The following is a 25591-nucleotide window of genomic DNA, read 5'->3' as shown; positions in this document are numbered from 1 at the left end:
ACGGAACGACTCCGGATAACTCGACGCACCAGGCACAACGACATCCTCTCCCCTGACAACAACCACTGTCAGGGATCAAGGTCTCCGAGCCTCGGGGACAACTCCAAACTGAGTAGTTGCCAAGGTTGACCGATCTGCGTGCGGAGCTGGACGCGGAGTCTGAGGCCACGGGCTGCAACATCCTCTTCGTCATCCGCGCGCTGATTACGCGAATGTCGGCTGTGGCGTGTCGGCCTGGCATTCGAACCACGCGCGGATCGCCTTGAGGCAACGCCGACACTGCCAAGAACGTGGTGACGCTGACCGGTGGCTTCGAGTCCGCGATCAGCGGTGACCTCGACGAATACTCGCTGAAGTGGACGCTACCTGTCGAGTCCGTTGTGGACGTACCAATGCGATCGAGGTCTTGTCGGCGATGGTCGGCCACTGAGCATTCGCTCAGTGATCGTTCCCGGTGTTGTCCTCGGTGCGAGGTGTCGCGCGAAAGCTCGAATCGCCACCCATGCGGAAGAACAGGTGTCCGGAAAGTGTGCCATCCAGGGCCAGAGCGGCCCAGCCTCGCCCGCTCACCTGATCGCCCTCGTCATTCCCATCCCAGCTGAACTCGACGAACGGTTGGCCGTCACGTTCCGTCCACCGGCAGTCCATCCACCCGGTTACGGCTATGAAGCCGAAACGGCCTGTTCCGTCATCGGTGAACTCGATGAATCCAGGTTTCACGAGGTCGATGGCTTCCTAATCCCACAGCTCCACCTCAACGATCCGCCACCGCTCGACTGGCCTCTTCACGCGCTCCTCCTGTTCTTGAATGGCTCTGCCGGGATCACTTGCGCTCGACGACGTTGAAACGTAACGGTTCTTCCATCGTGTGCAACGCTCCTTCAATGTCAGCGAGGCGCGTCGTCAGCGTGGCCACCGCTAGGTGGCGTGGAAGTGCCTCGCTGAACTTCAGCCCTGCCAGGGCCTTCTCATCCACGTCGGGTAGGACAAGACGTTCGGCCGTATCAGCGGTTGCGGCGCGCCACATCTCGCGGGTCAGATCTGTGCGTAAGCGGATTGACGCGTCGTCGACGCGAGGTTGGCATTGGCCCGGTAGCCTGCCCACGTCCACCACCTGACGTCGATGCCCTCCCTGGTGATCAATGTGCCACCGGGATGCACTTGCGTTTCTGCGTCCTGGCGTTCTTCGATCAAGGCGCTCAGCGCCCGTTGGGTCAGCTGCACCGGTGGCTCGGCACCGAGCAAGACCTCTCGAACAGCGCGCGTCAGTTCGAACGAGGCAGCGCCGATACCGGGTGCATGCCAGCGTGCTTTGCCTCTGTGTTCTGCTTCCTCGGCGAAGCGCTGGCGGCGCCTCCAGTCGATCCAGCGGCCTTCCGGCTGCGGCCGGGGAGGAGAAGCAGCCGCAGTCCTTCGACCTTTCGTTCAACAGAACGGGATCGGTTCGACCGATCTCGCACTGTCCATGTAGGACAGTGAACTGTGGAGGAGCGGTGAACACTGCCGTCATATCCATGAAGTGCCGTCTGCCGAACTTCTGTTCTGCAGAAGGATCGATGAACGGCAGCTCCCCGTCGTGATCGAGGAAACCTGGTCGACGAGGTGTCTCAAGATCGGTTCTGCGCTGCGATCGAACGGCGGCAGCCCGTTCCATCCTTCGACCCAAAGCCGCGATCCGATCCGGTTCTCCTGCAGGCATAGAGCCAACAACTGTTGAGCCACGTGTGTCTCGGTTCCGGCGGTGCGGTCACCGGCTCAACGAATCTGCGGCTCCACAACAGGAGCAACGCGGCGGTCCATGCCACTTCATGGCGTTGGATCGCCAGAAACAGGCAGTTGCGAGTGGTGCCGGGCCGACGGCCGGTGCGGCCGAGCCGCTGGAAGAACGACGCCACAGACCGTGGAGCGTCGATCTGGGTGACCCTGTCGAGGTCGCCGACATCAATACCGAGTTCCAGAGTGCTGGTCGAGACGATGGCACAAGTCACGTGCCTCGGCGAGCTCGGCTCGTCGTCGCTCGTCGACTGACAACGACGCGTATGACAAGAACGTCGTGACGCCACGTCTGCGCAACGCGGCGCCGAGTTCTTCGACGAGCTGCCGTGAGTCGCAGAAGACAGGGCGTTTCTCGCCACGGTGCAGGGTCGAGATGACTGTTGCGGCGTTGGACACCGCGTCGACGTAGTCCATCTCGATGTCAATGGATGCCGCGTTCGGTACGGGGACGCCCACGACATCTGGCGCGACCACTTCAGACCGTCGAGTACCTCGGCCGGAGCCTTGCAGCCAGTGCAACAGATCGTGCGGGTTTCCTGCAGTCACTGACAAGCCGACGCGCTGGATCTGCCTCCCTGCCACGTTCGCCTGCGTCCGCTTGTGCAGGTCGCAGCAGGTGGACCGTCACGCAAATTCAGGAACGCTCGTTCTTGACTGATCGTTCCTGAAAATACTAGGGTTGTCGCATGGGACGACGAAGGTCTTTCGACGAGGGCGAAGTCGTGGAGGCGGCTGCGGAGTTATTCGCTCGCCGCACGTACGACGGTGTCTCGATCGATGACCTCGTGAAGTGGGTCGGCGTGCATCGCAACAGCCTCTACGGCGTGTTCGGCAGCAAACGCGGGTTGTACCTGGCGGCATTGCGTCGACACATCGACCAGGACGTGCGTCCGCACTTGGCTCGCGTCGCGCGGTCGGAGGTTGCTCTGACATGGGATCTGCTGCTGCTCGCTGCTGTGGATCGGGCGCCTGACGACTCGGAGGTAGCTGAGCTGGTGTCGTCGGTCTTTGTCGAGCTTGACCAGGCCGCGGGGGATCCGGGAGTCACGGAGGCGCTGTTGGGCCGGTGGCTGCGTGCCCGGCCTGATGTCGAGCGCCACCGGGAGACGGTGTCGGACCGCGGTGTCCCGTTCGAACACGACGCGCTGGAAATGGCGCCTGGTAAGGAGATCTGACATGGCAGTGGTCAGTGTGCAAGGCCAGGACCTGGTGGTTGAGATGGCGGGGCTGGACAAGCTGTGGGCCCTGAAGAGCAGGTTGACGATTCCTTTGGCGAACGTGCGGGGAGCCACGGTGGATCCGGGGATTCTGGGTGATCCCAAGGGAATCCGGGCGCCGGGTACGCATGTGCCCAAGGTGATCACCGCAGGTACGTTCCACCACGAAGGCGAGAAGGTCTTCTGGGCGGTGCGTGATGCGCAGAAGGCTGTGGTCGTGGAGTTGGCCGACGAGAACTACACCCGGCTGGTGGTCGAAGTCGACGATCCGCGTGCCGTGGTGGCCATGGTCGAGAAGGCCATGAGCCGGTGATCGTCAAGATCGCGGTGGTGCTGGCGACGGCGGTCTCCGCTGCGGCTGCCGGTGTCGCGTTGCCGCCTGTGGGGGCCCTTGCCGCCTCGACGGCCGGGTTCGGCTACCACGAGACGGGGGTATGGGTGCCGGCGCATGACGAGGAGGTGTCCTTCGTCGTGGACGGCACTACTACCTTCGGGACGCTGCAGGTGCCCGCGCGTCGTCGCGGCGAAAGGTTGCCCGCAGCCCTTTTGTTGCCTGGTAGTGGGCCCACTGATCGTGACGGCAACCAGCCTCCGGCGTTCGCGCCGAACACCATCCGCGATCTTGCTCGCGTGTTGGAGGGCGATCGTGTGGTGACGCTCCGGTTCGACAAGTACGGGACCGGGCGCACCGGGCTGGGGGCGTGGGCGGAGCGGCCGCAGGAGCTCGACTACCCGGCGTTCGTGCGGCAGGCTGCGGCCGCTCGTGACTATCTGCAGGGTCGTGGGGAAGTGGCTTCGCGTCGTGTTGCGCTTGCCGGTCACAGCGAGGGGGCGATGACCGCGCTGGTGCTTGCTGCGGATGCTCCTCGTGATCGGCGTGCCGCTGCGCTGATCATGCTGCAGCCGTTGGCGTTGCGGATGCTGGACGTGCTGGCCATGCAGTTGCACGACCAGACCAGGCAGCTGGTCGGGTCGGGTGGCATGTCCGAGGAGGAAGGGCGAGCCGTGGATCGTGCGATCGATGTCGCCGTGGACGACCTGCGCGGTGGTCGTCCGGTCGACACCACGGCCATGCCGCCAGCGCTTGCTGCTCTGTTCCAGGCGTTGGCGGGGCCGAGTCGTCGGTTCATCACCTCCGTGGACGCCGTCTTTCCGCCTGACGTCGCGCGTCGGCTGCGGCCGATGCCCGTGCTGTTGACCTGCGGCGCGCTGGACCCGCAGGTGCCTTGCCACACCACCGACCAGCTTGCTGCCGTGGTGGGGCACCGTGTGGTGCTGCCTGGCGTGGGTCACGCGATGACTGGCGCTGACGGCACGTTCTCGCCGGTTTTGACCAGTCGGCTTGGCGCCTTGCGGTGGTGACGGGCGGTTGAGAAGGCGATGATCAGTTCTTACTTGGCGGCCTTCTTCGCCTCCTGGATGGCGGTGTTCCAGGCGTCGTCCGCGCGCTTGCCCTGTTCGACGGACTGCAGAGCTGGGGCGAACACGTTCTCCTGGATTTGACCGTCGGCGGGGCCCTTGTGCTGGGCGGCCTTGACCTTCTGCACCTGTGCGGCGAACAGTGCGCCCGCTTTGACGTTGTCGAAGTAGGTGTTGACCTGCTCCAGCAGGGCCCGGCTCTCGAGGGCGTCGATCTGGCTGGGGAACGTTCCCTTGGCTTGGAAGGCTTTGATCTGTTGCTCGGGCGCGGTGAGCCAGGCTGCTAGTGCTGCGGCCTTGGCCGCGTTCTTGCTTTGTTTCGGCACGGTCAGGTAGGAGCCGCCCCAGTTGCCGCCGCCGTTGGGGAACGCGTCGGTGACGGCCCACTTGCCGGTGTTCTCCGGCCCTGCCTGGGTTTCGATGACACCGAGCATCCACGACGGACAGGTCTTCGTGGCGAACCTGCCCAGTTTGAAGCCCGTGTTCCACTCGTTGCTGAAGGCGGTCAGCTTTGCTGACTGTCCTCTTGCGACGGCGGTCGTCACGGCGGTCCAGTCGCTTCTGATGTCCGGGTTGGACTCGACGACGAGCTTGTCGGACTTGTCGAAGTATCCGACGTCGTGCTGGTTGTGCATGGCGTTGAAGATCTGTGCGGCGCTGTCGAACCAGGCGACGCCGGGAACCTCGTCGACGAACTGGTCACCCGCTGCGAAGTAGCTGTCCCAGGTGGCGAAGAGCCGCTTGACGTCGTCGGGATCGGATGGGAGGCCGGCTTGGGCGAAGAGGTCCTTGCGGTAGCACATGGCCAGTGGGCCGATGTCCGTGCCGTAGCCGATCAGCCTGTTGTCCTTGGTGGTCGCGGCGTCGGCCTTCCACTTCAGCCAGCGGTCCGGCGTCACCTCTTTCGGGCCGATCTCCAGCAGGTCGTTGAACTGGTCGGATCTGGCCATGACCTGGCTGAGGTAGCCCTCCTCGACCGCTTCGACGTCCGCGAGGCCTGATCCCGCACCCAGTTTGGTGAAGAGGTTCTGGTGGTGAGGGGCGCCCTGGCCCGTCTTGCGTTGAGTGATCTTGATGTCCGGGTGGGCGGCCTCGTACTCCTTGAACAAGTCCTCGTAGCCGAACTCGTTGAACGTGGCGACGGTCAGCTCGGTCTTGCCGTCAGCGGTCCGGTTGGCGGCTCCACCCGCGCCGCAGGACGTGGCGGCGGCGGAGACGACTACGCAGACCATCACGTTGATCCAGCGGTTCGAGCGCACGTGAAAGCTCCTCTTGACAGCGGCGAAATCTGGGAGCGCTCCCAGTTCATGGGAGTGTGGTATCGGCGAGTGAAGGTGTCAAGCGGCTTCGGTCAACTTGATTCTTGTGAAAAGAAGTGCTGCCCGGTAACGGAAAGTGCCTATTCGTGCGTGTTCCGTATGCAGTCCTTGAGCTGTTCGACTGATGGCTCGATGGGTCTGCTGATGTTGTGATGATCGCGATTTAGCTGGGAACGCTCCCAGAAATCGAGATGCTCACGGGTGCTGGGGGCGGCGAAACGGGCCGTCGCCGTCCGGTGTTGTGGCACGATCACGACATGACCGCATCGGTGTCCGTGTCTTGGGACCGCATCGAGGAATGGTGCCGGCACAACGACATCGAGCACACGCTGCGGCCACCTGCGCAGACCGCCGCGATCCAGGCGGCCGAAACGGAGATCAGTCACCGGCTCCCCGCGGACCTGCTGGAGTCGTTGCGGCGCCACGACGGCACGACCTCCCGGCCGGTCAACTACCTGGTGCCGAGGAGGTGGATTCTCCTGCCGCTCGAGACCATGCTCGAGACCTGGCGGTGGAAGACCGAACATCTGGCCCAGCGCCAAGCGGCGGAGATCGACGACTTCAGCGATGAGGACGACGAGGACTGGTCGGAGGTCGAGCCGGGCGAGGAAGACGCTTTTTGGGGCTGGAACCCGAACTGGCTGCCCATCGCGCTCGACGACAGCGGGTGCCACCTCGTCGTCGAACTGCGTGCCGGTGCATTGCACGGCTCGGTCGGACAGCTCGATCCAGAGTCTGCTCCGCGGTTCGCCGGGGTCAACACGCATCCTTCGACGGCTGCACTGCTCGAACACACGGCTGATGCGTTGCACAGCAACGAAGTCGTGATAGCACGAGTGCAGAACGACGGTGTTCATTGGACCGAACGGCATGAGATGACTTCGGCGGCAACGCTTGACGCTGGTCGAGCACGCTAGGTTGAGAGCACCGCCAATGCGCCACACGCCTGATCAGCGTCAGCAGTTCTGGTGTGGGCAGGGCCTGCAGATTGGCCACGGCAACCATGGTGGCCAATCTGCGTTCGTGAGCCTGCTCGGTGCTGCGTAGCTGCCTCCTCATGAGCGACGGCTCTCAATGAGGAACGGCACCCATCGAGCTCATCGGCGGCATCTCCCGGATTCGGCGCCGGGCGGACGAGTTCACGTCACGAGGTCCTCACCGCTGTAGAGCAGCCGTTTGTACTGCGCTTCGAGGTTGTCCGCCTCGTCCACGAACGTCCTCTTCAGGTTTTCGTGGGTCAGCACGATCTGGCTGTAGCGCTCGAGGTCATCGCGGTCCAGCGAGCCGTCGAGGAAGGCGGTCCAGAAGACGAGGCCCGCCGAGATCAGCATGACGAACGCCGCGAGCACCGCCAGCAGCGCCGCCAGGCCGTCGAGTCCGCTCAGCACGCCTTCGGAGTACACGCGGACGAACATGACGACCGCGATGAGCAGGACGAGCGCGATGGCCGCGACGAGGCTGATCTTGGCTCCCGCCGACATCTTCGACCAAGTCAGCTGCCTGCGGTCGTCCTTGTTCTCACGCTGGTCGTGCCCGAGGTGGTAGAGGGCTGCCGCGGCACCTCCCGTCGCCAGCACGGAGATCACGAAGCTGATGGCGAGGGGGAGTCCCAGGGGATCCGACCAGTCGACGTTGAAGACAGAGCTCGCGAGCCACAACATGATCGGGAAGTCCACGACCACCACGAGACCCAGCGACAGCAGCTTGGCCGAACGGGACACGCGGAAGTGGCGGCGGCTGCCGCGCACCTCGTCCATGTCCACCTTCTCGGCGGCCCAGTGGGCGCGCTGCTGGACTTCGCTGATGGTCAGCACGTGGCCGCGGGGCCCGATCACCTGCCGGTCCATGACCGCGTCGGCCATGGCGTGCAGCTGTTCGATCCGGACGGCGAGGCGGGCACGCGTGGCGACCTCGGAGCGGAGGTACCCGCTGACCGCGTCGCGCGGTACCGGAAGGTTGGGCGTGCTGTCGTTGTCGTGCATGACGTGCCTCCCGTCTGGGTTGGTGATCGGTGTTGGTCAGCAGGTGATCTCGACTCTGCGCATCTGGCCGGCGATCGTCTCGTCGAACGTGCCGGTGGCCGTCGCGGTCATTCCCGGCGCGCTGCCACCGCCGGAGTGTTCGATCCGGTGGCGGACACCTCCGTCGCGCAACGCGTCCGCGACCACCTGGGCGCGCCGGCTCGAGAGTTCCTGTCGTCCCGCTTCCGTCGAACCTGGTGGGTCTGCGGTGTAGCCGCGCACCGTCACGACTGCGTCCGGTCGTGACGCGAGCTTCGCGGTGACCCGTGCCGCGTACTGCCGCATGAGTTCGCGTGCGGACGGGGAGAGCTCAGCCGAGTCGCCGGCGAAGCCCAGCACGTCGTTCAGGAGGGTGGTGCGCTCTGTTCCGTCCGGCCCGGTGACGGAGGTGATGCCGGGTACCGGCACGACCGGGACGGGCGCGTCCGAGTTCGGAGGGGCGTGGTCGACCCGGCTTTCGTCGATCTCGCACGACGCGGCTCCCGCCGCCTGGCACAGTGCCGTCCAGTAAGCGGTGAGGCGCTCACGGGAGGGAATGGTGAGCGGTGGCTGCGCGCCGGCGGTCTCTCCGATGCCGGTGAACAGGACGCGCCACCCGGTCAGGTCGGGTAGCAACCCGCGAGACCGCAACTGCTCGGCTGTCACGGCAGGATCCGCGTTCCAGCCGACCTGGCGCAGGTCGAAGCCGCCTGTCGTGCTGAGGCCGCTGGTGATGATCACCAGGTTGCCGGCGGTCCGGCCGCGGACCGCGTTTCCGGTTCCCTCTAACAGGTCCACCGGTTTACGTGCCCCGATCGCACTCACGGCGCTTGCGACGCGCGTCAGGTTCAGCTCGATGAGGGCGTCGCGCTGCAGCCCGTGCTCGATCGCGCCGTTCGCTCGTCTGGGTGTGAGCACGATCGTCTCGTGGACTGCGCCATCGGCGGAGGCGATCACGGCGACACTGCTCTTGCCGTTGCGCCCGTCCGTGATGTTGCGGCTCTGCGCGACGGTATCCAGGAGTTCCGCGCTGCGCGGGGTGAGTGACGGCCTGGGCTCGTGCGCGGTCGCCGTCGCGACCACGACGATCTGATCTCCTTGCCCATGCGTGGACTCGCCCGTGCGAGGGCCGCAGGCTGGAAGTGTCAAGGCGACCGTTGCGGCGATCGCGAACGCCGTTGAGGTGGTGCGCAGCTGCCGCATGGTGGCCTCCCCGACGTCGGCACTCCTGCACTTCGAGTTTGACAGTTGCCAATCCGTCGCGTCAATTGCCAAAAACTGGACGACACTTGTCGGGCAGTTGCCTCTCAAGTGCAGCAACAGTCGGCCGATACCTCTCATCAGCACGCTGATCGCGCAGGTGTCAGACTCTGACCGGCAACTGCCGAAGGTTGGCGACAACTGCGCCACGAATGGAGTAACCTGTCGCGATGGTCGGTCCTATGTCAGGTGTCGACGGCGTACGCAGCGTGCTGGTGCGGCTGCGCACGAGGTCCGGGTTGAGCGCGGACAGGTTGCGATCGACCGAGGTCGACGTGGAGCCGGTGCTCGAACTGCCGATCGTCCGCCAGGTCGTGCGGACCACCGGTGCCTCGGCGCCGGAGGCGGCCGTCGAGGCCATCCGCGTCATGGCGGGCCAGCTGGGAACGACCGATCTGGTGGTCGTGGACGTGGTGCTCTCGCTCGGGATCATCGAGGAGAGGTTCGCCGGCACCCCTGGGCTCGCAGACCTTTACGCGGCCGACGTCGGTGAGCGGCGGCGCCTCCTCGTAGACCGCTGGGCTGAACTGCACGACCTCCTCGGGGAGAGCCGCCCTCCGAAACCGCCGACCGTGCGCACGTTGCGCCTTGCCTTGGAGGCGGAGTCGCTGAACAAACTCGCCGAGCTCTGCGTCGGCAGTTCGGTGCTGGACGCCACAGCGGCGGAGGCTGACCACTCGCGGCCCACCGTGACGGTGATCGGGTCCGCTGTCATGGACTTCATCTTCCTGGTTGACCACCTGCCCACCGCGAGCAGCGCGGCACCGACCGACGTGTTCGAGGAGAGCCCTGGCGGGAAGGGGCTCAACCACGCCATCGCCAGTGCTCGTCTGGGTATGGACGTGCACCTCGTCGCGGCCGTCGGCGATGACGACCGCGGTCGTCAGCTGCTGGACTACCTCGTTGCCGAGGGTGTGCGGATCAACCTGATCAAGATGACCGCCGGTCGCAACCCGGTCGTCGCCGTCTTCCTGCTGCGCAACGGCGGATCGGCCAACGTCCCGTGGATGAACGCCGCGGAGGTCAGGCTCGACCCGCTGGACGTCAGCGCGAGCGGGGTGCGCGCGGTGCTGGAGTCGACGGACGCGGTCGTGCTGACGTTCGAGGCGCAGGCGGAGGTCGTGTCGTCCGCATTGGACTCGATCGGCAACCAGGCCCGCAAACCTCTTGTCGTGGTGCGCCCTTCACCGGCGTTGCCCAACCCCCAGGTGCTCTACGAGCACTTCTCGAAGATCGACTACCTCATCGGCACCCAGGCGGAGTTGCGCGATCTGCTTCCCAGTGCCAAACGGGACATCACCGTGGAAGAACTCGCGCAAAGTCTGCTCACCCTCGGCGTGCACGGAGTCTGCATCACCGAGGAGTTCGGCTGTCTCATCCGGTCGGAGTACATCCAGGCGAACATCGCCCAGTTCCCGGCCGCGATGAGAGACACCCCCGGCGCGCGGGAGGCCTTCAGCGCAGCGCTGATCCTCAAGCTGCTGGAGAAGAACCGCAAGATCGACGAACGAGACCTCAAATGGGCCACCGCCGCGATGGCGGCGTCGCAGTCCTACGGCGGAGTCGCCGACTCGATGCCGGCGCAGGAGCAGGTGGACCGTGTGGTCGGCATCCCTGGAGCAAGAACTTCATGACTGAGCAACTGTTTCAACACACCTTGTGGCGGAAGGGGAACCAGTTCAGGGTCACCGTGCTCGCAGCCGAGGACCAGACTGGCCACAACCCCGCGACCGCCGCCGTGTACGGCAATCCGCAGAACGACTGCCTGGTTCGCATCCACTCGCGGTGCGTGTACGGCGAAGTGTTCGAGTCGGACGACTGCGACTGCCGAGCGCAGCTGCGCACCGCGCTCCAGATGATCGACGCCGAGGGCGCCGGCGTGGTGATCTACCTCGACCAGGAGGGCCGCGGCGAAGGGTTGCGCAACAAGGCGCGTGGCTACGCGTACAGCCAGGAGCATCACACGGACACGTTCACGAGCTATCGCGCTCTTGGTCTGCCTGATGACTCGCGGTCCTACGAGGCAGCAGCGGAATTGCTGCACCGGCTGAACCTCGAAAGCGTCAGGCTGCTCACCAACAATCCGGCCAAGGTCAAAGCGCTGCAGGACAACGACATCGACGTCAAGCGGGAGACGTGGACGGTGCCGGTGAGCGAATCCGCGCAAGCGTACCTGGAAGCGAAACGGCAGTTCGGCCACATGATCGTGACCGCGCAGGCGGACTGAACTTCAAATCAGTTGCTTCGCGTCAACTTCGCAAACTTGGTAGACGACGAAGCCTGTCCTTGTATTGGCCACTATTCCAGCGAGGCATCCAGTAGTGCGCGTATATTCCATCCGAGCCACAACGGAAATGGTTGCCGCGCAAGGGGTTTGGATTCGTTTGGGGCTTTACAGCTGAAGAAGAAGATGACCATACTCTCTCGCTCATCGAACCTGGAGTGATGCGTTGAGAGGGTCATGGCCGAGGAAGAAAACCATTTCGCCGGAGTGAGAGGCATCGGCCAGCTCGTCGATGAGCTGGTCAAACGCCCGGACCGGCAAAACCGGCCGTTGCCCGTAGTGGTGGCGCTCGGACCAAGGGGTGCCGGCAAGACGGCATTGGTGAACGCGCTGGAGGAGAGCTTCGCCGGGCATGTGCCCAGGGGCCTCCTCGACTTCGAGAAATATCCGGACGCGCGTCCCCACGAGGTGTTCTCGAAGCTTGCTGTCGGACTGAGCAGGACCTGCTCGCAGTTCGGAAGACTGCCGTTTCCGCTTGTCTCGTTGTGTGCGGCGGTCGTCGCCAGGAAAACGGAGGCCGGTGCGGGAGCACGCGTCGGTGACGAGCTGCGTGCGGTGATCGACCAGGTCAGTCCCACAGTCGGTTTCGCGACGAGGATGGGCGATCTGGCGCGCAAGGTGACCGAGGCGGGCACCGTGCCCGAACTGGGTGGCGCCGTGGACGTGCTGGTGAAGCTGATCGCGGCGGCGGAAGGCCGACGGCTGTCGAACCGGTTCCGCACCATCGGAGCGGGTGACGCGCAGTCGGTGCTCACCGATCTCATGACGGCGATCGGTGACGGCGTCGACGACGACGCTGTCGACATGACGTTCGGCAAGGCGTTCTTCGCCGATCTCCGGTACGCGTTCGCCGGCTGGGTCAACCGTGCCCGCAGGTCTGCGAACTGCTTGGCGTTGCTGGACAACAGCCATGCGCGATCAGGCCAGGCGTTCTTGGGCGTGCTCCAGCGGGTCAGGGGAGAGGACCCCATCGCGTTCGTCGCGACGAGCAGGGAGTGGAACGCGTCGTGGCGGGACGCGTGGCAGCGGCCTGGAATCGCCGACGAGCGGGGCACCGCGCTCGAGCCTCCGCGCCGCCCCGCCCAAGTGGCGGGTGACAGAACGGATCCCGAACGCTTGAACTCGCCCTGGTACCTGGTCCTGCTCGGTGAGCTCACTGAGCAGGACACCGCCGAGCTGACGGTTCCGCACGCGTCGTTCGTCCACCGGCTGACCGGAGGACTGCCGTGGGCGGTGGGTCGTGTGGCCACCGCGTTGCCGGGCTCTCCCACTACGGCCGACCTGCGCTCAGTGCTGGACGGGCTCGCGGAGGAGAGCACGGAGTACCTGTTGCAGGAGTTCGGGAGCAGGACCGAGCGGGACGACCTGGTCACCGCCAGCGCGGGGCCCGGCATCGAGCTCCTCGCGGACACGAAGGTGCTCGGCTCCGAGATGGCCTACGGCCTGCACGCGCTGAAAGCGCCGCTGGTCAACAACTTCTGGGTGCACAGGGAGGACGGGCGGCTGGTGCTGAACCCCTGGCTGCGCCGCGTTCTGCTGCACCAGTTGGCCGTGCGTCCCGACGACCACCGGGCCAGTTGGATCAGGGTCCACACGCAGTGCCAGGTGCGCAAGGAGAAGCACGACAGCCCGGTGGACGCTCTCTACCACGACCTCGCCCTCGGGAACATCGAGGCTGTCGTCGCTCACCTGAGCGGGCCGCTCGACGCCGACGAGGTCCACTTCGACGAGGACGCCGGCAGGGAATGGCTCCAGGACCTTGACGCCATCACGGCCGCTCCGAACCGGCTGGCCCCGGACGCCGACCCGCGCGATCAAGTGGAGCAGCTCATCGGCACGGCCAGGCACGCCAAGAACTCCCGGGCGTTGTCCCGTCTTGTTGCGGCGCAGTGGTTGTACGGAGATCCGCTCGCGGATCCGTTCAGGACGCTGCGGCAGACGATCGCGACGGCGCTCGACCACATCGCGATCCAGGTGCACGGCGCGGGGACGCTGGCGCTCCAGGATCGCGCGGAAGCATATCGAAAGGGCTTGCTGTGAGCAGGTTGGTCACCCCGAACGTTCCCAGACCCTGGTGGCGCAGGAGAACTCCCTGGATCTTCATCGCCGTCGCAGCGCTCCTCGCCGGTGGCGGTGCCGCAGTGCCGATGGTGTTGAACGCCGCGCGCACTTGTGCCGAAGGCGTTGTGCATCGTGATGGTGAATGCGTCGGCGTCACGGACGGCAGCTACGAGTTCGATCCGGCGCTCGCGAACGTCCAGCGTCGCATCCGTGAGGAGAACGAGGACGTTCTGCGTTCCAAAAAGCCCTACGTCACGATCGGCTTCTTCGCGCAGATGACCGTGACGGAGAAGGACTCGGTGTCGATGAGCTGGGTGAAGCACCAGTTGCAGGGCGCTTACCTCGCGCAGTACCGCGCCAACCACGACCGCGTCGCCGGCGATCTGCCGCGGGTCCGTTTGCTGATAGCCAACGCGGGCAGCCAGATCGCGGCGTGGGAACCCGTCGTCGACGAACTCCTGGCGAGGACGGCCGCGCCCGATCACCTCGTGGCGGTCGCGGGAATGGGGACCAGCACCGACAACGCGCGGAAGGCGATGAACCGCCTCTCCGAGCGGGGGATCCTGATGCTGGGTTCGACCGTCACATCGGACGACCTGCGGACGATCCCGAACCTGCTGAGGATGGCGCCGACCAACTCCGGACAGGCGAAGGCAGTCGCCAGCTACATCAAACCGAAGGCGCACAAAGCTCTGCTGGTGCAGGACGACAGCAAGTCGGACCTCTATCCGGCCACGCTCGCCAGGTCTTTCACCGACCACTTCCCGGACCAGGACCACGAACTGGTCGGGCAGACCGAGCTCTACGACTCGAGCCTGCCGAGTGTGGACAACACGTTCCTGCAGATGATGCCGAACATCTGCAACAGCAAGCCGGAGGTCGTGTTCTTCGCTGGCCGCGGCAAGCACCTCGCGTCGTTCGTCACCCAGCTGACCGGACGTCGCTGCCAGGAACATCCGATCATCGTTCTCACCGGGGACGACGTGTCCACCGCCGTTTTCGGCGACGGTGTCGTCCGCAGGGCATTGGAGTCCGGGGTGGAGGTCGTGTTCACCACGCTCGCACACCCGGAGGCGTGGAGCCGCGAGCCGAAGGCGTTCGAGAAGGACGCCACGTTCATCTTCGTGGAGAAGATCTGCTCGTACTGCTTTCCCAGCGCGTTCCCGGACGACGCGCTGGAGGACGCCGCCGCGATCATGGCCTACGACTCGGTGCTGACCGGGGTCTTCGCGATCCGCTACTCGACCGGCAAGACCGGGGACGTGGTCAGTGCGAAGGACGTGCTCCAGACGAAGAACCGCCTGCACACCACGATGTCGGTGCCCGGAGCCAGCGGGCGGCTGTCGTTCGACAAGGACGGCACGGCTGTGGACAAGGCGGTGCCGATCATGAAGTTGCGCGCGGACGGAACCGCGGAGTTCCTCAGCCTGTCGACGGCTTGACCGCACGGCGGCTACCCGCACATGCCTGGAGGTCCGGGCGCTGCTGATCCGCGCGGTCGAGCAGGGGCCTGCCCGCGTGAGGCAGGCCCCTGCTCACTCCGTCAGGCCGGGCAGGCGCCAGGACGGATCGAGCTGATCTTGTCGCTCATGTCGTACTGGGTGACGTTGCCGGTCCAGATGGCCGCGATGGTCAGGCACCTCCCGCGGAAGCCGCTCTCGGTGTAGACGGACCACTTCTGTCCGGTCCGGTTCCTGATCGACGAGGTGATGTTGTCGAAGTCCAGCGGCAACGTGCTCTGCGCCCGCTTGGTGCCCATCACCCTTCCTTGTCCGTCGATGTGCTCGAACAGGCAGAAGTTGCCGTCCGCGCACCGGTCGAACCCGGATGCCGCGGGTGCGGCCGTCGCCGTCGCGGTTCCGCTGATCGAGATCAGGCCGGCCGCCACCACGGCCGCGGCCGCGACGAGTCGGTTGTTCCTCATGAGTTTTCCCCTCTGCTGATGGGTGTGTCAGATCCCGGCACCACGCTGCCGGGATCCGTCCTCGCTTCGTCATCGCGCCGTCCTCCCGCAGGTCAACTGGCTACGATCGGGGTCCTGGGGGAGGGGAACCGATGGACTTCTGTGTGCTGGGGACACTGGAGATCTGGACGGCTCGGGGTCGGCTGGCATTGCCGGGCACGCGGCACCAACGGGTGCTCGCGGCGCTGCTGCTGACTCCGGGCGCGGTCGTGCCGATGGCGCGACTGATCGAGTCGACGTGGGAGGACGAGCCGCCGGCGACCGCGGTCAAACAGGTGCAGAACTGCGTGTCGGCGTTGCGCGACCGGCTGGGCGACGCGGGGCAACGGTTGATCGTCACCGACGGCCCTGGCTACCGGCTCGTCGTCGCGGACGAGCAGCTCGACCTGCTGCGGTTCGCGAGGCACGTCGCCGAGGCGCGACGGCAAGCCGCCGAGGGCGCTTTGCGCGAGGCGGTGCGCGAGATCCGGATGGCGTTGAAACTGTGGCGTGGCCCGGCGCTCGACGGGCTCGCCGCCGGTGTTCTGGCCGGGCGCGCGGCGCGGCTGGACGAGCAGCGCCTGGACGCGTTCGAGCTGTGCGTTGACTGGCAGTTGGCGTTGGGACAGCACCGCGAGGTCGTCGACGAACTGGCCGACGTCGTGGCGGAGAATCCGCTGCGAGAACGGCCGCATGCTCAGCTCATGCGCGCGCTCGACCGCGCCGGCCGGCAGGCTGAAGCTCTCAAGGTGTTCCAGCGACTGCGAGCCGGACTGGCCGAGGAACTGGGCATCGACCCCAGTGCGGACGTCCGTGAGCTGCACGAACGCATCCTCCGCGGTGAGAACCCGCCGCAGCGCGCGAAGCCGGCTCCTGCCGGCGACCTGGACCGTGCGGCCGAGGAGCTCGCGGCGGCGATCGCGCGGCAGTGGACGGCCGAGGCCGAGATGCGGTCGTTGCAGCGGCCGAAGCCGGTGCCGCTGCGCTGGTCGAGCACAGAACGCGAGGTGGCCGCCGCGGCCTCGGCGGTGCTGGGCGAACGCCCCGGCGACAGCGCGGAGCGGCTGGTGCTCAGCGGCGACTTGACCGACGTGGTGGCCAAGTTCCGGCGGATCCCGTCGCGGCAGCTGGTGGTGCTCGGCGAGCCCGGCGCCGGCAAGTCGGTACTGGCCATCCTTCTCACCCTCGGCTTGCTCGCCGATCAACCACCGGGCGAGCCGGTGCCGGTGTTGCTGACTCTGGCGTCGTGGAATCCGCGTCACGAGCACCTCGACGCCTGGCTGGCCCGGCGGCTGGTCGAGGAGTACCCGGGGCTGGCCAACACCGCCGTCTACGGCCGGGACGCCGGGCTGCGCCTGGTGCTCGAAGGCCGGGTCATCCCCGTGTTGGACGGGCTGGACGAGACGCCGCCTGGCCTGCACACGGCCGCGATCGACGCCCTCGACCAGGCCGTTGGCGCCGGTCGGCCGCTCGTGGTGACCTGCCGCGGGGCCGAGTACGAGCTGGCGGTGCGCGCGGCGGGCTCGTTCCTGACGAGGGCCGCGGTCGTGGAGATCGAGCCGGTGGAGATCGAGGACGCCGTCGAGTTCCTGACCGCGCGCCGCCGTCTCGGCGAGACCCGCTGGCATCCGCTGGTCGAGCGGCTGCGACAGGAGCCGGCCGGAGTGCTCGCCCAAGCGCTGCGCACACCGCTGATGGTCGACCTCGCCCGCAGCGCCTACGCCAACCCGGCGACCAACCCCGGCGAACTCTGCGACGCAGAGCGGTTCCCAGACCGTGCCGCGGTTGAAAGGCACCTGCTGGACGCTTACCTGCCGTCCGTGTACGCACGCCGTCCGTCTCCGCCGGCCCGGCTCGGCCGGACGTGCGACTACGCCCCGGAGCACGTCGAACGCTGGCTGTCCTTCCTCGCCCGGCGGCTCGAACGCGAACACACCCGCGACCTCGCCTGGTGGCGCCTTGACCGGGCGGTGCCGCGCTTCGTCGTCGGCCTCTACCTCGGCCTTCCCCCCGCGTTGCTGTTCGCGCTCACCGGTCTGCTGGCCGCGGACCCGGTCACCGCGGCGATCTACGGGGCGTCCTTCGGTGCCGCCGGCGTCGTCACGCACAGCATCGGCCGCCGACCCGGCCCGCAGCGGGTCGAGGCGACTTTCACCGGGAACGCCGGCCGGTTCACACGCCGGTTCGCCGTCGGCGCGGCAGCCGGAGCCTGCCTCGGCTTCGGCTGGTCGCTGCCGGCAGGGGTGATCGGGCTCGTCGCGGCGGTGTTCGGCCTGGCTGTCGGCGTGCACGTCTGGCTCGGCGCCCCATTGGACGCCAACCGGGTGTCCAGCCCTGGCGCGGTGTTGCGCCAGGACCGCGCCGCCGCCCTTGCGTTCACGCTGGCGTTCACGGTGTCGCTCGGCCTGTTCTACGGCCTCGCGCTCCGCCTCACCCAGGACGAACCGACCGTGCAGGTCCTGGACGGTCGCTTCGACGTGGTGCTGAGCCTGGCCGGTGGCATCGCCGCCGGCCTGTTGGGCCGGTACTTCGCGCCGAAGCCGGGCATCGTCACGTACGGCGTCGCCGGCGCGCTGATCGGCGGTCAGGTGATCGTGGACGTGCCCGGTGTGGCCCACGCGGTAGCGGCCGGTGGTCTGTGCGGGCTGGCCGTCGGGCTCAGCGTCTGCCTGTCCCGAGCCTGGGGCGCGTTCGCCTGCACTCGGTTGTGGCTCGCCGCTCGCGGCCACATCCCGTTGCGTTTCATGGCTTTTCTCGACGACGCGCACCGCCGGGGCGTGCTGCGGCAGGTCGGCGCGGTGTACCAGTTCCGGCACGCCCGGTTGCAGGAGCAGTTGGCCGACCAGGCGATCTGGCGGCCGCATGCCGATCCGGTGTGAACCGTCCCGGCTGTGAGTGGTCGGGCTGCGTTGTCACAAGGTGTCGAGATGTTTTCTGAGGGGCGCGGCGAGGTCGGGGTGGTGGCCCCTGTCGATGCGGTGCAGCAGCCGGGCGGCCACGTAGAACTGGGCGAGCACCCCGGCGTCGGTCGCTAGCACGTCCGCGAACGTGCTCCGCACTCGCTCGGCGACCTGCGGTACGAGGAGGCTGTAGCTGAGCAGAGTGGCCGCGTCCGTTCCGGCCGGACCACGGCCCCACGACTCCCAGTCCAGCAGGCTGAACTCAGGGCCCATCAGGTTCGCCCAGTGAAGGTCACCGTGCACCGTTTCCCAGTGGCGCACAACGGGGTTCATCCAGCTGCCCAGTTGTTGCTGTGTGCGGCCGGTGACCAAGGCCTGGTCTGCGTTGACGCGGTTGGTCGGCATCGTCGCGAGCGCGTCGCTTGTTCTGCGCAGTTCCGACCACCACTCGTCTGGGAGGTCGATCGCGTGGCGCAGGACGTCGGTGCGGGAGCACGGCGACCCCGGCATCAAGGTCATGAGCTCCGCGCGTTGTTGTCGTCCGTGTTCCCACTCGACGACGTCGATGACGCGGGGTTTGGACAGGGTGGCGAAGGCGTTCGCCTCGAGGTTGCCGGTCCAGAACTCGCCTTCGATCCACTGCTTCTCCTCGGACACCACTCGTAACCACAGCTGTTCGCCGGCGCTTCGGGCGGGCGCGCTGATCGATCGGTCCTGCCACCCGAGTCGGGGTTGGCCGGTGATGGTGAGCTTGAAGTGCTGTGCGGCGCGGTCGAGGTTTCCGCGCATCCACTTCCGGAACTGGGCGTTGATGTCGCTGAGGTGTGGGCTCAGCGTGTGGCTGCCTGGGACCGGTGAGTGGTCAGGTTGATGTGACACTTGATCCCTTCACCTTTGGGCGCGTCGAGCGTGCTCCGCTACTCGTTTTAGCGCTTGGAGTTTTTCCAAGCGAGACGCCCGCGATGTCTTTAACCCCATCGGGTACGTGAGGGGCCGGACACACCGAGTGATCGTGAAGCGATGATTTGTCGGTCGCCTATGCATCTTGATCGGCGGCGTGCTTGTCTGGACTCCAAACCGGACAGGTGCGCACGTTCAAGGACCGGTACCGGGGACAGCGGATGAGAGAGAACCGAATGATCAAGGACAACAACCCTGAGGTGGTCGCCGAGCTGGATCGTCTTGACGGGGCGATCAGGGCGGCGCCGGCGGGGGACACGACGGCGCAGATCGCGTTGTGGCGGCAGGTCACGGCGTTGGAGCACTGGTTCTTCCTCGCCCGGGGCTCGGCGGAGCAGCCCCGTCCCTATGCGGTGGCCGCCGAGCAGGGGTCGATGATCTGCCTCTACAGCAGTGCCACTCGGGCTAAGGAGGCCGGTCAGGCCCTCGGATTGGCTGACGCGGAAGGTGGCGTGCCGTTGTTCGGGGTGCCGGTGCCGGCTGCGATCGACTACGTCGCCTCGTTCGGCCAGGTCGGTGTTTTCGGTGTGACGCTGGACCATCCGCGGCTCGGGCACTACATCCCGCTGGCCAACCTGGGGCTGCTCAAGGGGTGGGTCGAAGGGGCCGGCCGGTGAAGGGCGACGACTTCGTCGAGTTGATCGCGCTCGAGGTGCAGGCCGATCCCGGCAATTTGGCGTTGCGTGAGGACTTCGTGACGTTGTTGCTGGAGCAGGACCTGGGGCGTGCCGCTGCTGAGCTCAGGGTTTTCGAGGAGCAGGGTGGTGATACGGCTCGGGTTCGGTTGTTGCGTGCGCGGTTGATGGCGGCGCGGTTGCGGGCCTCGAGTCCGTCTCCGTCCGATGTGGACGGTCAGGGCAGCGGTGCGCTTGTTCCGCCGTTGTTGTGGGATGCCGAACGGCCTGTGGTGACGCTGGACGACGTGGCGGGGCTCGCTGAGGTCAAGCGGCATTTGGACACCGCGTTCCTGGCTCCGTTGCGCAATCCTGGGATTGCGTCGGCGTTCGGGCAGAGGCCCGGTGGGTCGCTGTTGATGTACGGGCCGCCTGGGTGTGGCAAGACGTTCATCGCCAGGGCGATCGCGGGGGATCTTGGGGCGTCCTTCATCCACGTGACGCTTGCCGACTTGCTCAGCAAGTGGATCGGGGAGAGCGAGAAGGCGATTCAGAGCGTGTTCCGCGACGCGCGGGCGGCGGCGCCCTGTGTGATCTTCTTCGACGAGTTCGACGCGCTTGGTGGGCGGCGCAGTTCCGGTGGTGGCGGGTCGCAGTCGATGCGGATGATCGTCACGCAGTTGTTGGAGGAGCTCGACGGGGTGGCCGGGGTCAACGACGGGGTCTACTTCCTCGCCGCTACCAATCGGCCGTGGGACATCGACTCCGCGTTGCGCCGGCCTGGGCGGATCGACAAGACGGTGCTGGTGTTGCCGCCGGACGCGGTTGCCAGGGCGGCGATCGTCGCGGGGGTGTTGGAGGGCAAGCCGGCTGACGACGTCGATGTCGTCGCGGTGGCGGCGGCCACCGAAGGGTTTTCCGGTGCCGATCTCAGTCATCTGACGACCACCGTGTTGCAGCAGGCGATGGTCGAGTCGATGGGCAAGGGTGAGTTGGTGCCGGTGACGACCGAGGCGATGCTCGCCGCGGTCGGTGGTGTCACGCCGTCCACGGCGGCATGGTTCGACCAGGTGGCACCGGTGCTGGAGTACGGAGTGGACGACGGCACCTTCGGCCAGCTTCGCGCGTACCGGGTTGAGCGGGGCATGCGATGAGCGACTTCGGTCGCGACGCCTTGGAGCGCGACCTCGATCTGGCCTGGGAGTTGTTCGCAGCGCAGCCGACGCATCCCAAGGTCGCCGAGTTGGCGTTGCGGGTGCTCGCGGTCGAGCCGGAGCGGAGCAGTGTGTCGTTGTTGCTCGGCAACCACCGTGAGATGTGCGGGGAGGCCGATGAGGCGCGGCGGCTCTACCTCCGGGTGGCTGGTCGGCGCGACGGGCAGTTCGTCAACGCGGCTCGTGCGCTTCGGCATCTGGCGGCGGCTGGGCACGATCACGCCGAGGCGCTGCGGTGGGCGCGCACGGTGGTGCGCGAGGAGCAGGAGGAGTGGGACGACTGGATGGAGCTGGGCTTCGCGCAGGCACTCTGCGGGGAGCACGAGGACGGGTGGCGCCAACTCGACGAGGCGGTGGCGTTGTGCGCTCGGACGGCGCCGGACGAGCTGCCTCAGGCGTTCGGGAAACGTGCGGCGGATCTGCTGGCGAGCTTCGCGCCGCCCGACCGGTTCGTTCCCGCGGCCGAGGAGGCCATCCGGGCCGATGCGGCGAACTCGTGGGTCGCCCTGATGCTCGGCTGGGCCTACCTGGTGCAGTACCGGTTCGCGGACGCCGAACGGCTCGGGCTGCGGCTGCTGCGGGAGGACCCGACCGAGGACCTGCTGCAGAACCTGGTGGGGACGGCTCGGACGATGCTGCGAATCGTCGAGAACGCCGAGTCCCAGAACATCACGATGGACGACATCCGCCGCACCGGGGTGATCGAGCTGGGGTGGCGGCAGCTCCGCGACCAGGTGGCCGGCACCGATCTGGCGTCCGCGCTGGAGGCGTTGGACGACGTGATGCCCGCCGGTCTGCGCGCCACGTTGCGACCGGGCGTCTCCGACGAGGACGACCAGCTCGGGTCCATGGCCGCGGAGGAACTGGTGGCCTGGCGCGACGGCCAGCTGCCCGGTTCCGGTGCCGCCTGGAGGCTCGCCGAGCCGTTCCGGCTGATGTCCGCGGCCGAGATCATCGCCATGGGCGCCGCGATCGAGGCCGACCCCGCCGCGCATCCGGACTGGCCCGAGGACGAGATCTGGGAACAGGTCATGACCGACGACGCCGGAGCGCACCTGGCGGTCGTCGCGTTCGGGGCGCTGGTGAAGCGCCGGCCCGGACGTCCCGACGAGCCCGTCGCCGCGTCGATGGCCGACTGGGTCTGGGACCGGGTGGCCGGCTTCGGCGGTCCTGACCCGCGACCGGCGCCCCGGAAGGCCGAGGCCGACCTGACCGCTGTCCTCACGACGTAGCTCTCCGGCCTCCGGTGTTGCCGGTTGTGGCGAAAATTGTCAGACCCCGTCGCTAACGTCTCTCCTGTGCCGCCGGACTGGCGGATCGGCTCGTTCGGGGGCAAGGAGAGGAATCGTTGTCGGACTGGGAAAGCGCGAGTGCTGCGCGGGTGTTGCCGCCTGCGCGGCCGCGCAAGCTCGCCAAGGTGCCGTTCGTCGAACTGGCTGACGGGCGGCTGCAGGGGGTGGTGTCCAGTGGGTCGGACATCGAGCGCGTGTACGTCTCCTCGGTTGCGGCCGGGAGCTACGAGTTCGCCTGCAGCACCAACAACAACCGGCCCTGTGGTGGGGCGCGGGGTTACTTCTGCAACCACATCGGGGCCCTGATCACCGAGGCCGTCCTGCAGTACGGGGTGGCGCGGGTGGCGCGGTACCTGAGGGTGGACGCCGAGGACATGGACGCGGAGGCCATCCGCTCGCTCATGCTCGGGGCGCGACCGTCGCAGGCGGACAGCGCTGCCGCGGCGCAGGTGTTCAGCCGCTTCCTGCGTCATCTGGCCTATGTGGAGCTTCCCGCGACGACGAGTCCGTTGCCGGAGCTGCAGTGGTTCCCGACGACCAGGGCGGTGGTGTGATGCGCGCCGATCTGCTGGCGGACCCCGTCGACGGGGTGGACGAGGTGCTGGCGGTCGTCGCCGGCGCCGACCAGGCGTTGGTGGCCGGGCTGTTGCGCCCGCAACCCGCTCAGGCCGCCGGCCTGGTCGCCCTGGCCGAGGCGGTGGCGGGGTCGCCGTTGGGGGCCAAGGTGGCCGAGGCCGCGGAGAAGGCGGCGGCGGGTGCCGCGGGGGAGGAGCACTTCCTTTCCCTTGCGGCGTCGCGGATCGCGTTGTTCGGGTCCGTGCACGACGCGTTGATGGCGCGGATCGAGCAGGCGACAGGACGGGCCCAGGCCGACTCGGGCGGTGCGGTGTCCGGTGGTGGTCAGGCCGAGAACCTGTTGCTGGCGGCGCGGTCCTGGCTGGCCGACCTGGCGCGGGCCGGGTGGCAGGGCATCGACCACGAGCTGGTCTCCGGCGCCGAGCCGGTGATCACCGCGTTGCTGCCGGAACCCCGCCTGCGCAGACTGGCCGCGGTGCTGGACGGGTTCGCGGCCGAGTTGGCCGCCTCGTGCCCGGGGTCAGCCCTGGAGCGGATCCCGGTGCGCCGCTGGGGAGATCTGTGGTCACGTGCGCTGCTGCTGACGCTGCCCGGTGCGACGGAGGTTCCGGTGAGCACCGTGACCGGCAGGCTCCTGCCGCTGGGCGTGGACCTGCACGAGCACGCGACAGCCGCGCAGGCCCAGGTGCACGCGGTCTTCGAACCGGCTGACGGCGGCACGCCCCTCCTGGTGCGGGCGAGCGTGTCGGCGCCGAAGCCGGACACGATCATCGGTGCCGGGATCTGGCAGTTGCTGCGGCCGCACCTGTCGTTGCTGACGGCCGTCAGCGAGGGCAGGTCCGTGGAGCTCACCGACATGCCGATCACCGCCGAGGGCGACCTGCTGTGGCGGGACGAGCACGCGCGGTCCGGCGAGCCCGCCGACCCGTTCGTCACCGCTCGGGTCGCTCTGCCGGCCGCGAGCGCGCTGCCGACGGCGCCGCTGGACCGGCACCCGGCCCGCATCGCCGTGCCCGTGTTCCTGGAGGGCTACCTCGCCGAGCAGTCGGGGGAGGCGCTGACCTTCTCGCTGGCCGGGCGGTCCATCGCCGTCGACACCGACCGGGTGCCGGCCGCCGGGCCGCTCACACCGGAGGCTGTGGCGGCGTCGAACGCGTGCATCGGCCTGCTGCGCTGGGACGCGGGCACGTTCCGCGTACAGCCGCTCGCGGTCGAGACCACCGCGCGCAAGAAGACCGTGGCCCTGCACGCCGGTGCCTGGGCCGGTGGCGCGGCGGACAAGGTCGGTGTGAAGGCGGAGAAGGCCGCGACCGACGCCGCGACGGTGCTCCGCGAGCGCGCCGGAAGGTTGCTGCGCAAATGAGCGACGCACAGGAGAACCGCCGGCAGGTCCTCTACTGGCGGTTGCTGTCCCGGCTGTTCGACCACGAGGAGCAGTCCGCTCTGGAGTCGGCGAGCCTGGCGGTGCTCCAGGACATCGGCCTGCCGCCCGCGCTGCTCGACCAGCAGGCCGGTGTCGACTCGATCGTGCAACGCCACCCCGAGCTCGCCGCCGAGTTCGACGGCGTGATGGTCCCCGGGACGGGGGAGGACCGCGACAAGGCGGCCGAGGTGCGGCGGGCCGCGCTGGTGTCGAAGGTGCTGCTGAACGTCTTCGCCACCGGTTCGGGCACCGTCACCGCCGGGCAGCTGTCGCGGTGGCAGGCCGACGCCGGCTGGCTGGAACGCGCGCTGGGCTGCCAGCCGGGGCAGCTGCGCGGTGGTGGTCGTCAGGCGAGCCCGACAGGTACCGGAGTCGGTTCCGGCACGCCGGACCTGAGCACCCTGATCCCGCAGATCGGCCCGGAACTCGGTGCCCTGGAAGCGGATCTGGTCAAGCGCATGCACCTGCGCGAGGTGCTGGCGGACCCCGCGCTCGCCGCGCAGCTCACGCCGAGCATGTCGCTGATCGAGCAGCTGCTGCGGGACAAGGACAACCTCTCCGGGGTGGCCCTGGCCAACGCCAAGTCGCTGATCCGCCGCTTCGTGGACGAGGTGGCCGAGGTGCTGCGCACGCAGGTGGAGAAGGCCTCCGCCGGCGCGCTGGATAGGTCGGTGCCGCCCAAGCGGGTCTTCCGCAACCTCGACCTCGACCGCACGATCTGGAAGAACCTGACGAACTGGAGCCCGGAGGAGGAACGGCTCTACGTCGACCGCCTCTACTACCGGCACACCGCGCGGAAGACCACGCCGCAGAGGTTGATCGCGGTGGTGGACCAGTCCGGTTCCATGGTCGACTCGATGGTCAACTGCACCATCCTGGCCTCGATCTTCGCCGGACTGCCCAAGGTGGACGTGCACCTGATCGCCTACGACACCAGGGCTCTGGACCTGACCCCGTGGGTGGCGGACCCGTTCGAGACCCTGCTGCGCACCCAGCTCGGCGGCGGCACCGACGGCACGGTCGCGATGGCGCTGACGCAGCCGAAGATCGCCGAGCCGCGCAACACCGTGGTGGTGTGGATCTCCGACTTCTACGAGTCCCAGTGCGAGCAGCTCTACGACTCGATGGCGGCCATCCACCGCTCCGGCGCCAAGTTCATCCCCGTCGGCTCGGTGACGAGCTCCGGCCGCGGCAGCGTGAACCCGTGGTTCCGCGAGAGGTTCAAGGACCTCGGCACGCCGGTGATCTCCGGCCACATCCGCAAGCTCGTCCACGAGCTCAAGTCCTTCCTCACCATCTGACCTCCTTTCTGACTTCCCCGAAAGGCACCACAT

At 67.4% G+C, this 25591-nt stretch carries 25 protein-coding genes; 15 read left to right on the top strand and 10 right to left on the bottom strand.

The annotated features are described in order from the left end of the window. Positions 1–438: 438 nt before the first annotated feature. The 5 genes from IE307_RS34410 to IE307_RS47500 all read right to left on the bottom strand — a co-directional run bounded on the left by IE307_RS34410 (position 439) and on the right by IE307_RS47500 (position 2190). Positions 439–720 carry a hypothetical protein gene (locus IE307_RS34410; RefSeq protein WP_229905361.1) on the bottom strand — a complete coding sequence of 94 codons (282 nt, stop codon included), beginning with the start codon at positions 718–720 and terminating at the stop codon, positions 439–441. A gap of 103 nt (positions 721–823) precedes the next feature. After that, a complete protein-coding gene (locus tag IE307_RS47515) occupies positions 824–976 on the bottom strand; it encodes a hypothetical protein (protein WP_308436425.1) in 153 nt (50 codons plus the stop codon). A 59-nt stretch (positions 977–1035) separates the two neighbouring features. Beyond that, positions 1036–1224 carry a hypothetical protein gene (locus tag IE307_RS47510; RefSeq protein ID WP_308436424.1) on the bottom strand — a complete coding sequence of 63 codons (189 nt, stop codon included), beginning with the start codon at positions 1222–1224 and terminating at the stop codon, positions 1036–1038. Positions 1225–1607: 383 nt separating this feature from the next. Continuing rightward, complete coding sequence (locus IE307_RS47505; protein ID WP_308436423.1) at positions 1608–1988, bottom strand: helicase-related protein; 381 nt, start codon at positions 1986–1988, stop codon at positions 1608–1610. After that, positions 1942–2190, bottom strand: coding sequence for a P-loop NTPase family protein (locus IE307_RS47500; RefSeq protein WP_308436427.1), 249 nt, complete (start codon positions 2188–2190; stop codon positions 1942–1944). The genes IE307_RS47505 and IE307_RS47500 overlap by 47 nt, the downstream gene beginning before the upstream one ends. 272 nt (positions 2191–2462) lie before the next feature. Between IE307_RS47500 and IE307_RS34400 the strand changes: the two genes are divergently transcribed. From IE307_RS34400 to IE307_RS34390, 3 genes are read left to right on the top strand one after another with little or no spacing between them, the layout of a single operon-like run. Further along, on the top strand, positions 2463–2951 hold the full coding sequence (locus IE307_RS34400) for a TetR/AcrR family transcriptional regulator (protein ID WP_191303575.1): 489 nt from the start codon (positions 2463–2465) through the stop codon (positions 2949–2951). 1 nt (position 2952) lies between these two features. Next, on the top strand, positions 2953–3306 hold the full coding sequence (locus tag IE307_RS34395; protein ID WP_191303574.1) for a hypothetical protein: 354 nt from the start codon (positions 2953–2955) through the stop codon (positions 3304–3306). After that, positions 3303–4355 (top strand): alpha/beta fold hydrolase, encoded by a 1053-nt coding sequence (locus tag IE307_RS34390; protein WP_191303573.1) that lies wholly within the window; start codon positions 3303–3305, stop codon positions 4353–4355. Before IE307_RS34395 ends, IE307_RS34390 begins: the two co-directional genes overlap by 4 nt. Positions 4356–4384: 29 nt before the next feature. On the opposite strand, the gene IE307_RS34385 is transcribed toward IE307_RS34390, so the two are convergent. Next, the gene (locus IE307_RS34385; protein WP_191303607.1) at positions 4385–5644 is read right to left on the bottom strand and encodes an ABC transporter substrate-binding protein; all 1260 of its coding nucleotides are present in this window, start codon (positions 5642–5644) and stop codon (positions 4385–4387) included. Between the two features lie 344 nt (positions 5645–5988). Between IE307_RS34385 and IE307_RS34380 the strand changes: the two genes are divergently transcribed. Further along, on the top strand, positions 5989–6648 hold the full coding sequence (locus IE307_RS34380; protein ID WP_191303572.1) for an SMI1/KNR4 family protein: 660 nt from the start codon (positions 5989–5991) through the stop codon (positions 6646–6648). 222 nt (positions 6649–6870) lie between these two features. Here the strand turns inward: IE307_RS34380 and IE307_RS34375 are convergent, their stop codons facing one another. After that, positions 6871–7713: a hypothetical protein gene (locus IE307_RS34375; RefSeq protein WP_191303571.1), complete on the bottom strand. Its 843-nt coding sequence runs from the start codon at positions 7711–7713 to the stop codon at positions 6871–6873. 36 nt (positions 7714–7749) lie between these two features. Further along, on the bottom strand, positions 7750–9141 hold the full coding sequence (locus IE307_RS34370) for an OmpA family protein (protein ID WP_229905360.1): 1392 nt from the start codon (positions 9139–9141) through the stop codon (positions 7750–7752). A 32-nt stretch (positions 9142–9173) separates the two neighbouring features. On the opposite strand from IE307_RS34370, the gene IE307_RS34365 reads away from it, so the two are divergent. The 4 genes from IE307_RS34365 to IE307_RS34350 all read left to right on the top strand — a co-directional run bounded on the left by IE307_RS34365 (position 9174) and on the right by IE307_RS34350 (position 14778). Beyond that, positions 9174–10625: a PfkB family carbohydrate kinase gene (locus IE307_RS34365; protein WP_229905359.1), complete on the top strand. Its 1452-nt coding sequence runs from the start codon at positions 9174–9176 to the stop codon at positions 10623–10625. Next, entirely contained in the window at positions 10622–11218 is a 597-nt protein-coding gene (locus tag IE307_RS34360; RefSeq protein WP_191303569.1) for a GTP cyclohydrolase II, read from the top strand. The genes IE307_RS34365 and IE307_RS34360 overlap by 4 nt, the downstream gene beginning before the upstream one ends. Before the next feature lie 234 nt (positions 11219–11452). Beyond that, positions 11453–13315, top strand: a complete 1863-nt coding sequence (locus IE307_RS34355) for a hypothetical protein (protein WP_191303568.1) — start codon at positions 11453–11455, stop codon at positions 13313–13315. After that, a complete protein-coding gene (locus tag IE307_RS34350; RefSeq protein ID WP_191303567.1) occupies positions 13312–14778 on the top strand; it encodes an ABC transporter substrate-binding protein in 1467 nt (488 codons plus the stop codon). The genes IE307_RS34355 and IE307_RS34350 overlap by 4 nt, the downstream gene beginning before the upstream one ends. Before the next feature lie 101 nt (positions 14779–14879). On the opposite strand, the gene IE307_RS34345 is transcribed toward IE307_RS34350, so the two are convergent. Beyond that, a complete protein-coding gene (locus tag IE307_RS34345; protein WP_191303566.1) occupies positions 14880–15260 on the bottom strand; it encodes a peptidase inhibitor family I36 protein in 381 nt (126 codons plus the stop codon). Between the two features lie 131 nt (positions 15261–15391). On the opposite strand from IE307_RS34345, the gene IE307_RS34340 reads away from it, so the two are divergent. Then, positions 15392–18157: an AfsR/SARP family transcriptional regulator gene (locus IE307_RS34340; RefSeq protein WP_191303565.1), complete on the top strand. Its 2766-nt coding sequence runs from the start codon at positions 15392–15394 to the stop codon at positions 18155–18157. Between the two features lie 33 nt (positions 18158–18190). On the opposite strand, the gene IE307_RS34335 is transcribed toward IE307_RS34340, so the two are convergent. Next, the gene (locus tag IE307_RS34335; protein ID WP_229905358.1) at positions 18191–19057 is read right to left on the bottom strand and encodes a phosphotransferase; all 867 of its coding nucleotides are present in this window, start codon (positions 19055–19057) and stop codon (positions 18191–18193) included. 242 nt (positions 19058–19299) lie between these two features. Between IE307_RS34335 and IE307_RS34330 the strand changes: the two genes are divergently transcribed. From IE307_RS34330 to IE307_RS34305, 6 genes are all read left to right on the top strand, one after another. Next, entirely contained in the window at positions 19300–19755 is a 456-nt protein-coding gene (locus IE307_RS34330; RefSeq protein WP_229905357.1) for a hypothetical protein, read from the top strand. After that, positions 19752–20906: an ATP-binding protein gene (locus IE307_RS34325; protein ID WP_191303564.1), complete on the top strand. Its 1155-nt coding sequence runs from the start codon at positions 19752–19754 to the stop codon at positions 20904–20906. Before IE307_RS34330 ends, IE307_RS34325 begins: the two co-directional genes overlap by 4 nt. Continuing rightward, positions 20903–22198 carry a tetratricopeptide repeat protein gene (locus tag IE307_RS34320; protein WP_229905356.1) on the top strand — a complete coding sequence of 432 codons (1296 nt, stop codon included), beginning with the start codon at positions 20903–20905 and terminating at the stop codon, positions 22196–22198. The genes IE307_RS34325 and IE307_RS34320 overlap by 4 nt, the downstream gene beginning before the upstream one ends. Positions 22199–22314: 116 nt before the next feature. Further along, positions 22315–22812, top strand: a complete 498-nt coding sequence (locus IE307_RS34315) for a hypothetical protein (protein WP_191303563.1) — start codon at positions 22315–22317, stop codon at positions 22810–22812. Further along, positions 22782–24197: a hypothetical protein gene (locus tag IE307_RS34310; RefSeq protein WP_191303562.1), complete on the top strand. Its 1416-nt coding sequence runs from the start codon at positions 22782–22784 to the stop codon at positions 24195–24197. The genes IE307_RS34315 and IE307_RS34310 overlap by 31 nt, the downstream gene beginning before the upstream one ends. After that, the gene (locus IE307_RS34305; RefSeq protein ID WP_191303561.1) at positions 24194–25558 is read left to right on the top strand and encodes a VWA domain-containing protein; all 1365 of its coding nucleotides are present in this window, start codon (positions 24194–24196) and stop codon (positions 25556–25558) included. Before IE307_RS34310 ends, IE307_RS34305 begins: the two co-directional genes overlap by 4 nt. Positions 25559–25591: the final 33 nt, after the last annotated feature.

This window comes from Lentzea cavernae (assembly GCF_014653695.1).
GTDB lineage: Bacteria > Actinomycetota > Actinomycetes > Mycobacteriales > Pseudonocardiaceae > Lentzea > Lentzea cavernae.
This window is presented reverse-complemented; position numbering and strand designations above follow the sequence as displayed.

What these genes read in the sequence shown, in the direction of transcription:
- IE307_RS47500 (WP_308436427.1), bottom strand. Translation starts at nt 2,190, where the DNA reads ATGGACTACGTCGACGCGGTGTCCAACGCCGCAACAGTCATCTCGACC.
- IE307_RS34400 (WP_191303575.1), top strand. Translation starts at nt 2,463, where the DNA reads ATGGGACGACGAAGGTCTTTCGACGAGGGCGAAGTCGTGGAGGCGGCT.
- IE307_RS34395 (WP_191303574.1), top strand. Translation starts at nt 2,953, where the DNA reads ATGGCAGTGGTCAGTGTGCAAGGCCAGGACCTGGTGGTTGAGATGGCG.
- IE307_RS34385 (WP_191303607.1), bottom strand. Translation starts at nt 5,644, where the DNA reads ATGGTCTGCGTAGTCGTCTCCGCCGCCGCCACGTCCTGCGGCGCGGGT.
- IE307_RS34380 (WP_191303572.1), top strand. Translation starts at nt 5,989, where the DNA reads ATGACCGCATCGGTGTCCGTGTCTTGGGACCGCATCGAGGAATGGTGC.
- IE307_RS34375 (WP_191303571.1), bottom strand. Translation starts at nt 7,713, where the DNA reads ATGCACGACAACGACAGCACGCCCAACCTTCCGGTACCGCGCGACGCG.
- IE307_RS34365 (WP_229905359.1), top strand. Translation starts at nt 9,174, where the DNA reads ATGTCAGGTGTCGACGGCGTACGCAGCGTGCTGGTGCGGCTGCGCACG.
- IE307_RS34360 (WP_191303569.1), top strand. Translation starts at nt 10,622, where the DNA reads ATGACTGAGCAACTGTTTCAACACACCTTGTGGCGGAAGGGGAACCAG.
- IE307_RS34355 (WP_191303568.1), top strand. Translation starts at nt 11,453, where the DNA reads ATGGCCGAGGAAGAAAACCATTTCGCCGGAGTGAGAGGCATCGGCCAG.
- IE307_RS34345 (WP_191303566.1), bottom strand. Translation starts at nt 15,260, where the DNA reads ATGAGGAACAACCGACTCGTCGCGGCCGCGGCCGTGGTGGCGGCCGGC.
- IE307_RS34340 (WP_191303565.1), top strand. Translation starts at nt 15,392, where the DNA reads ATGGACTTCTGTGTGCTGGGGACACTGGAGATCTGGACGGCTCGGGGT.
- IE307_RS34330 (WP_229905357.1), top strand. Translation starts at nt 19,300, where the DNA reads ATGAGAGAGAACCGAATGATCAAGGACAACAACCCTGAGGTGGTCGCC.
- IE307_RS34320 (WP_229905356.1), top strand. Translation starts at nt 20,903, where the DNA reads ATGAGCGACTTCGGTCGCGACGCCTTGGAGCGCGACCTCGATCTGGCC.
- IE307_RS34305 (WP_191303561.1), top strand. Translation starts at nt 24,194, where the DNA reads ATGAGCGACGCACAGGAGAACCGCCGGCAGGTCCTCTACTGGCGGTTG.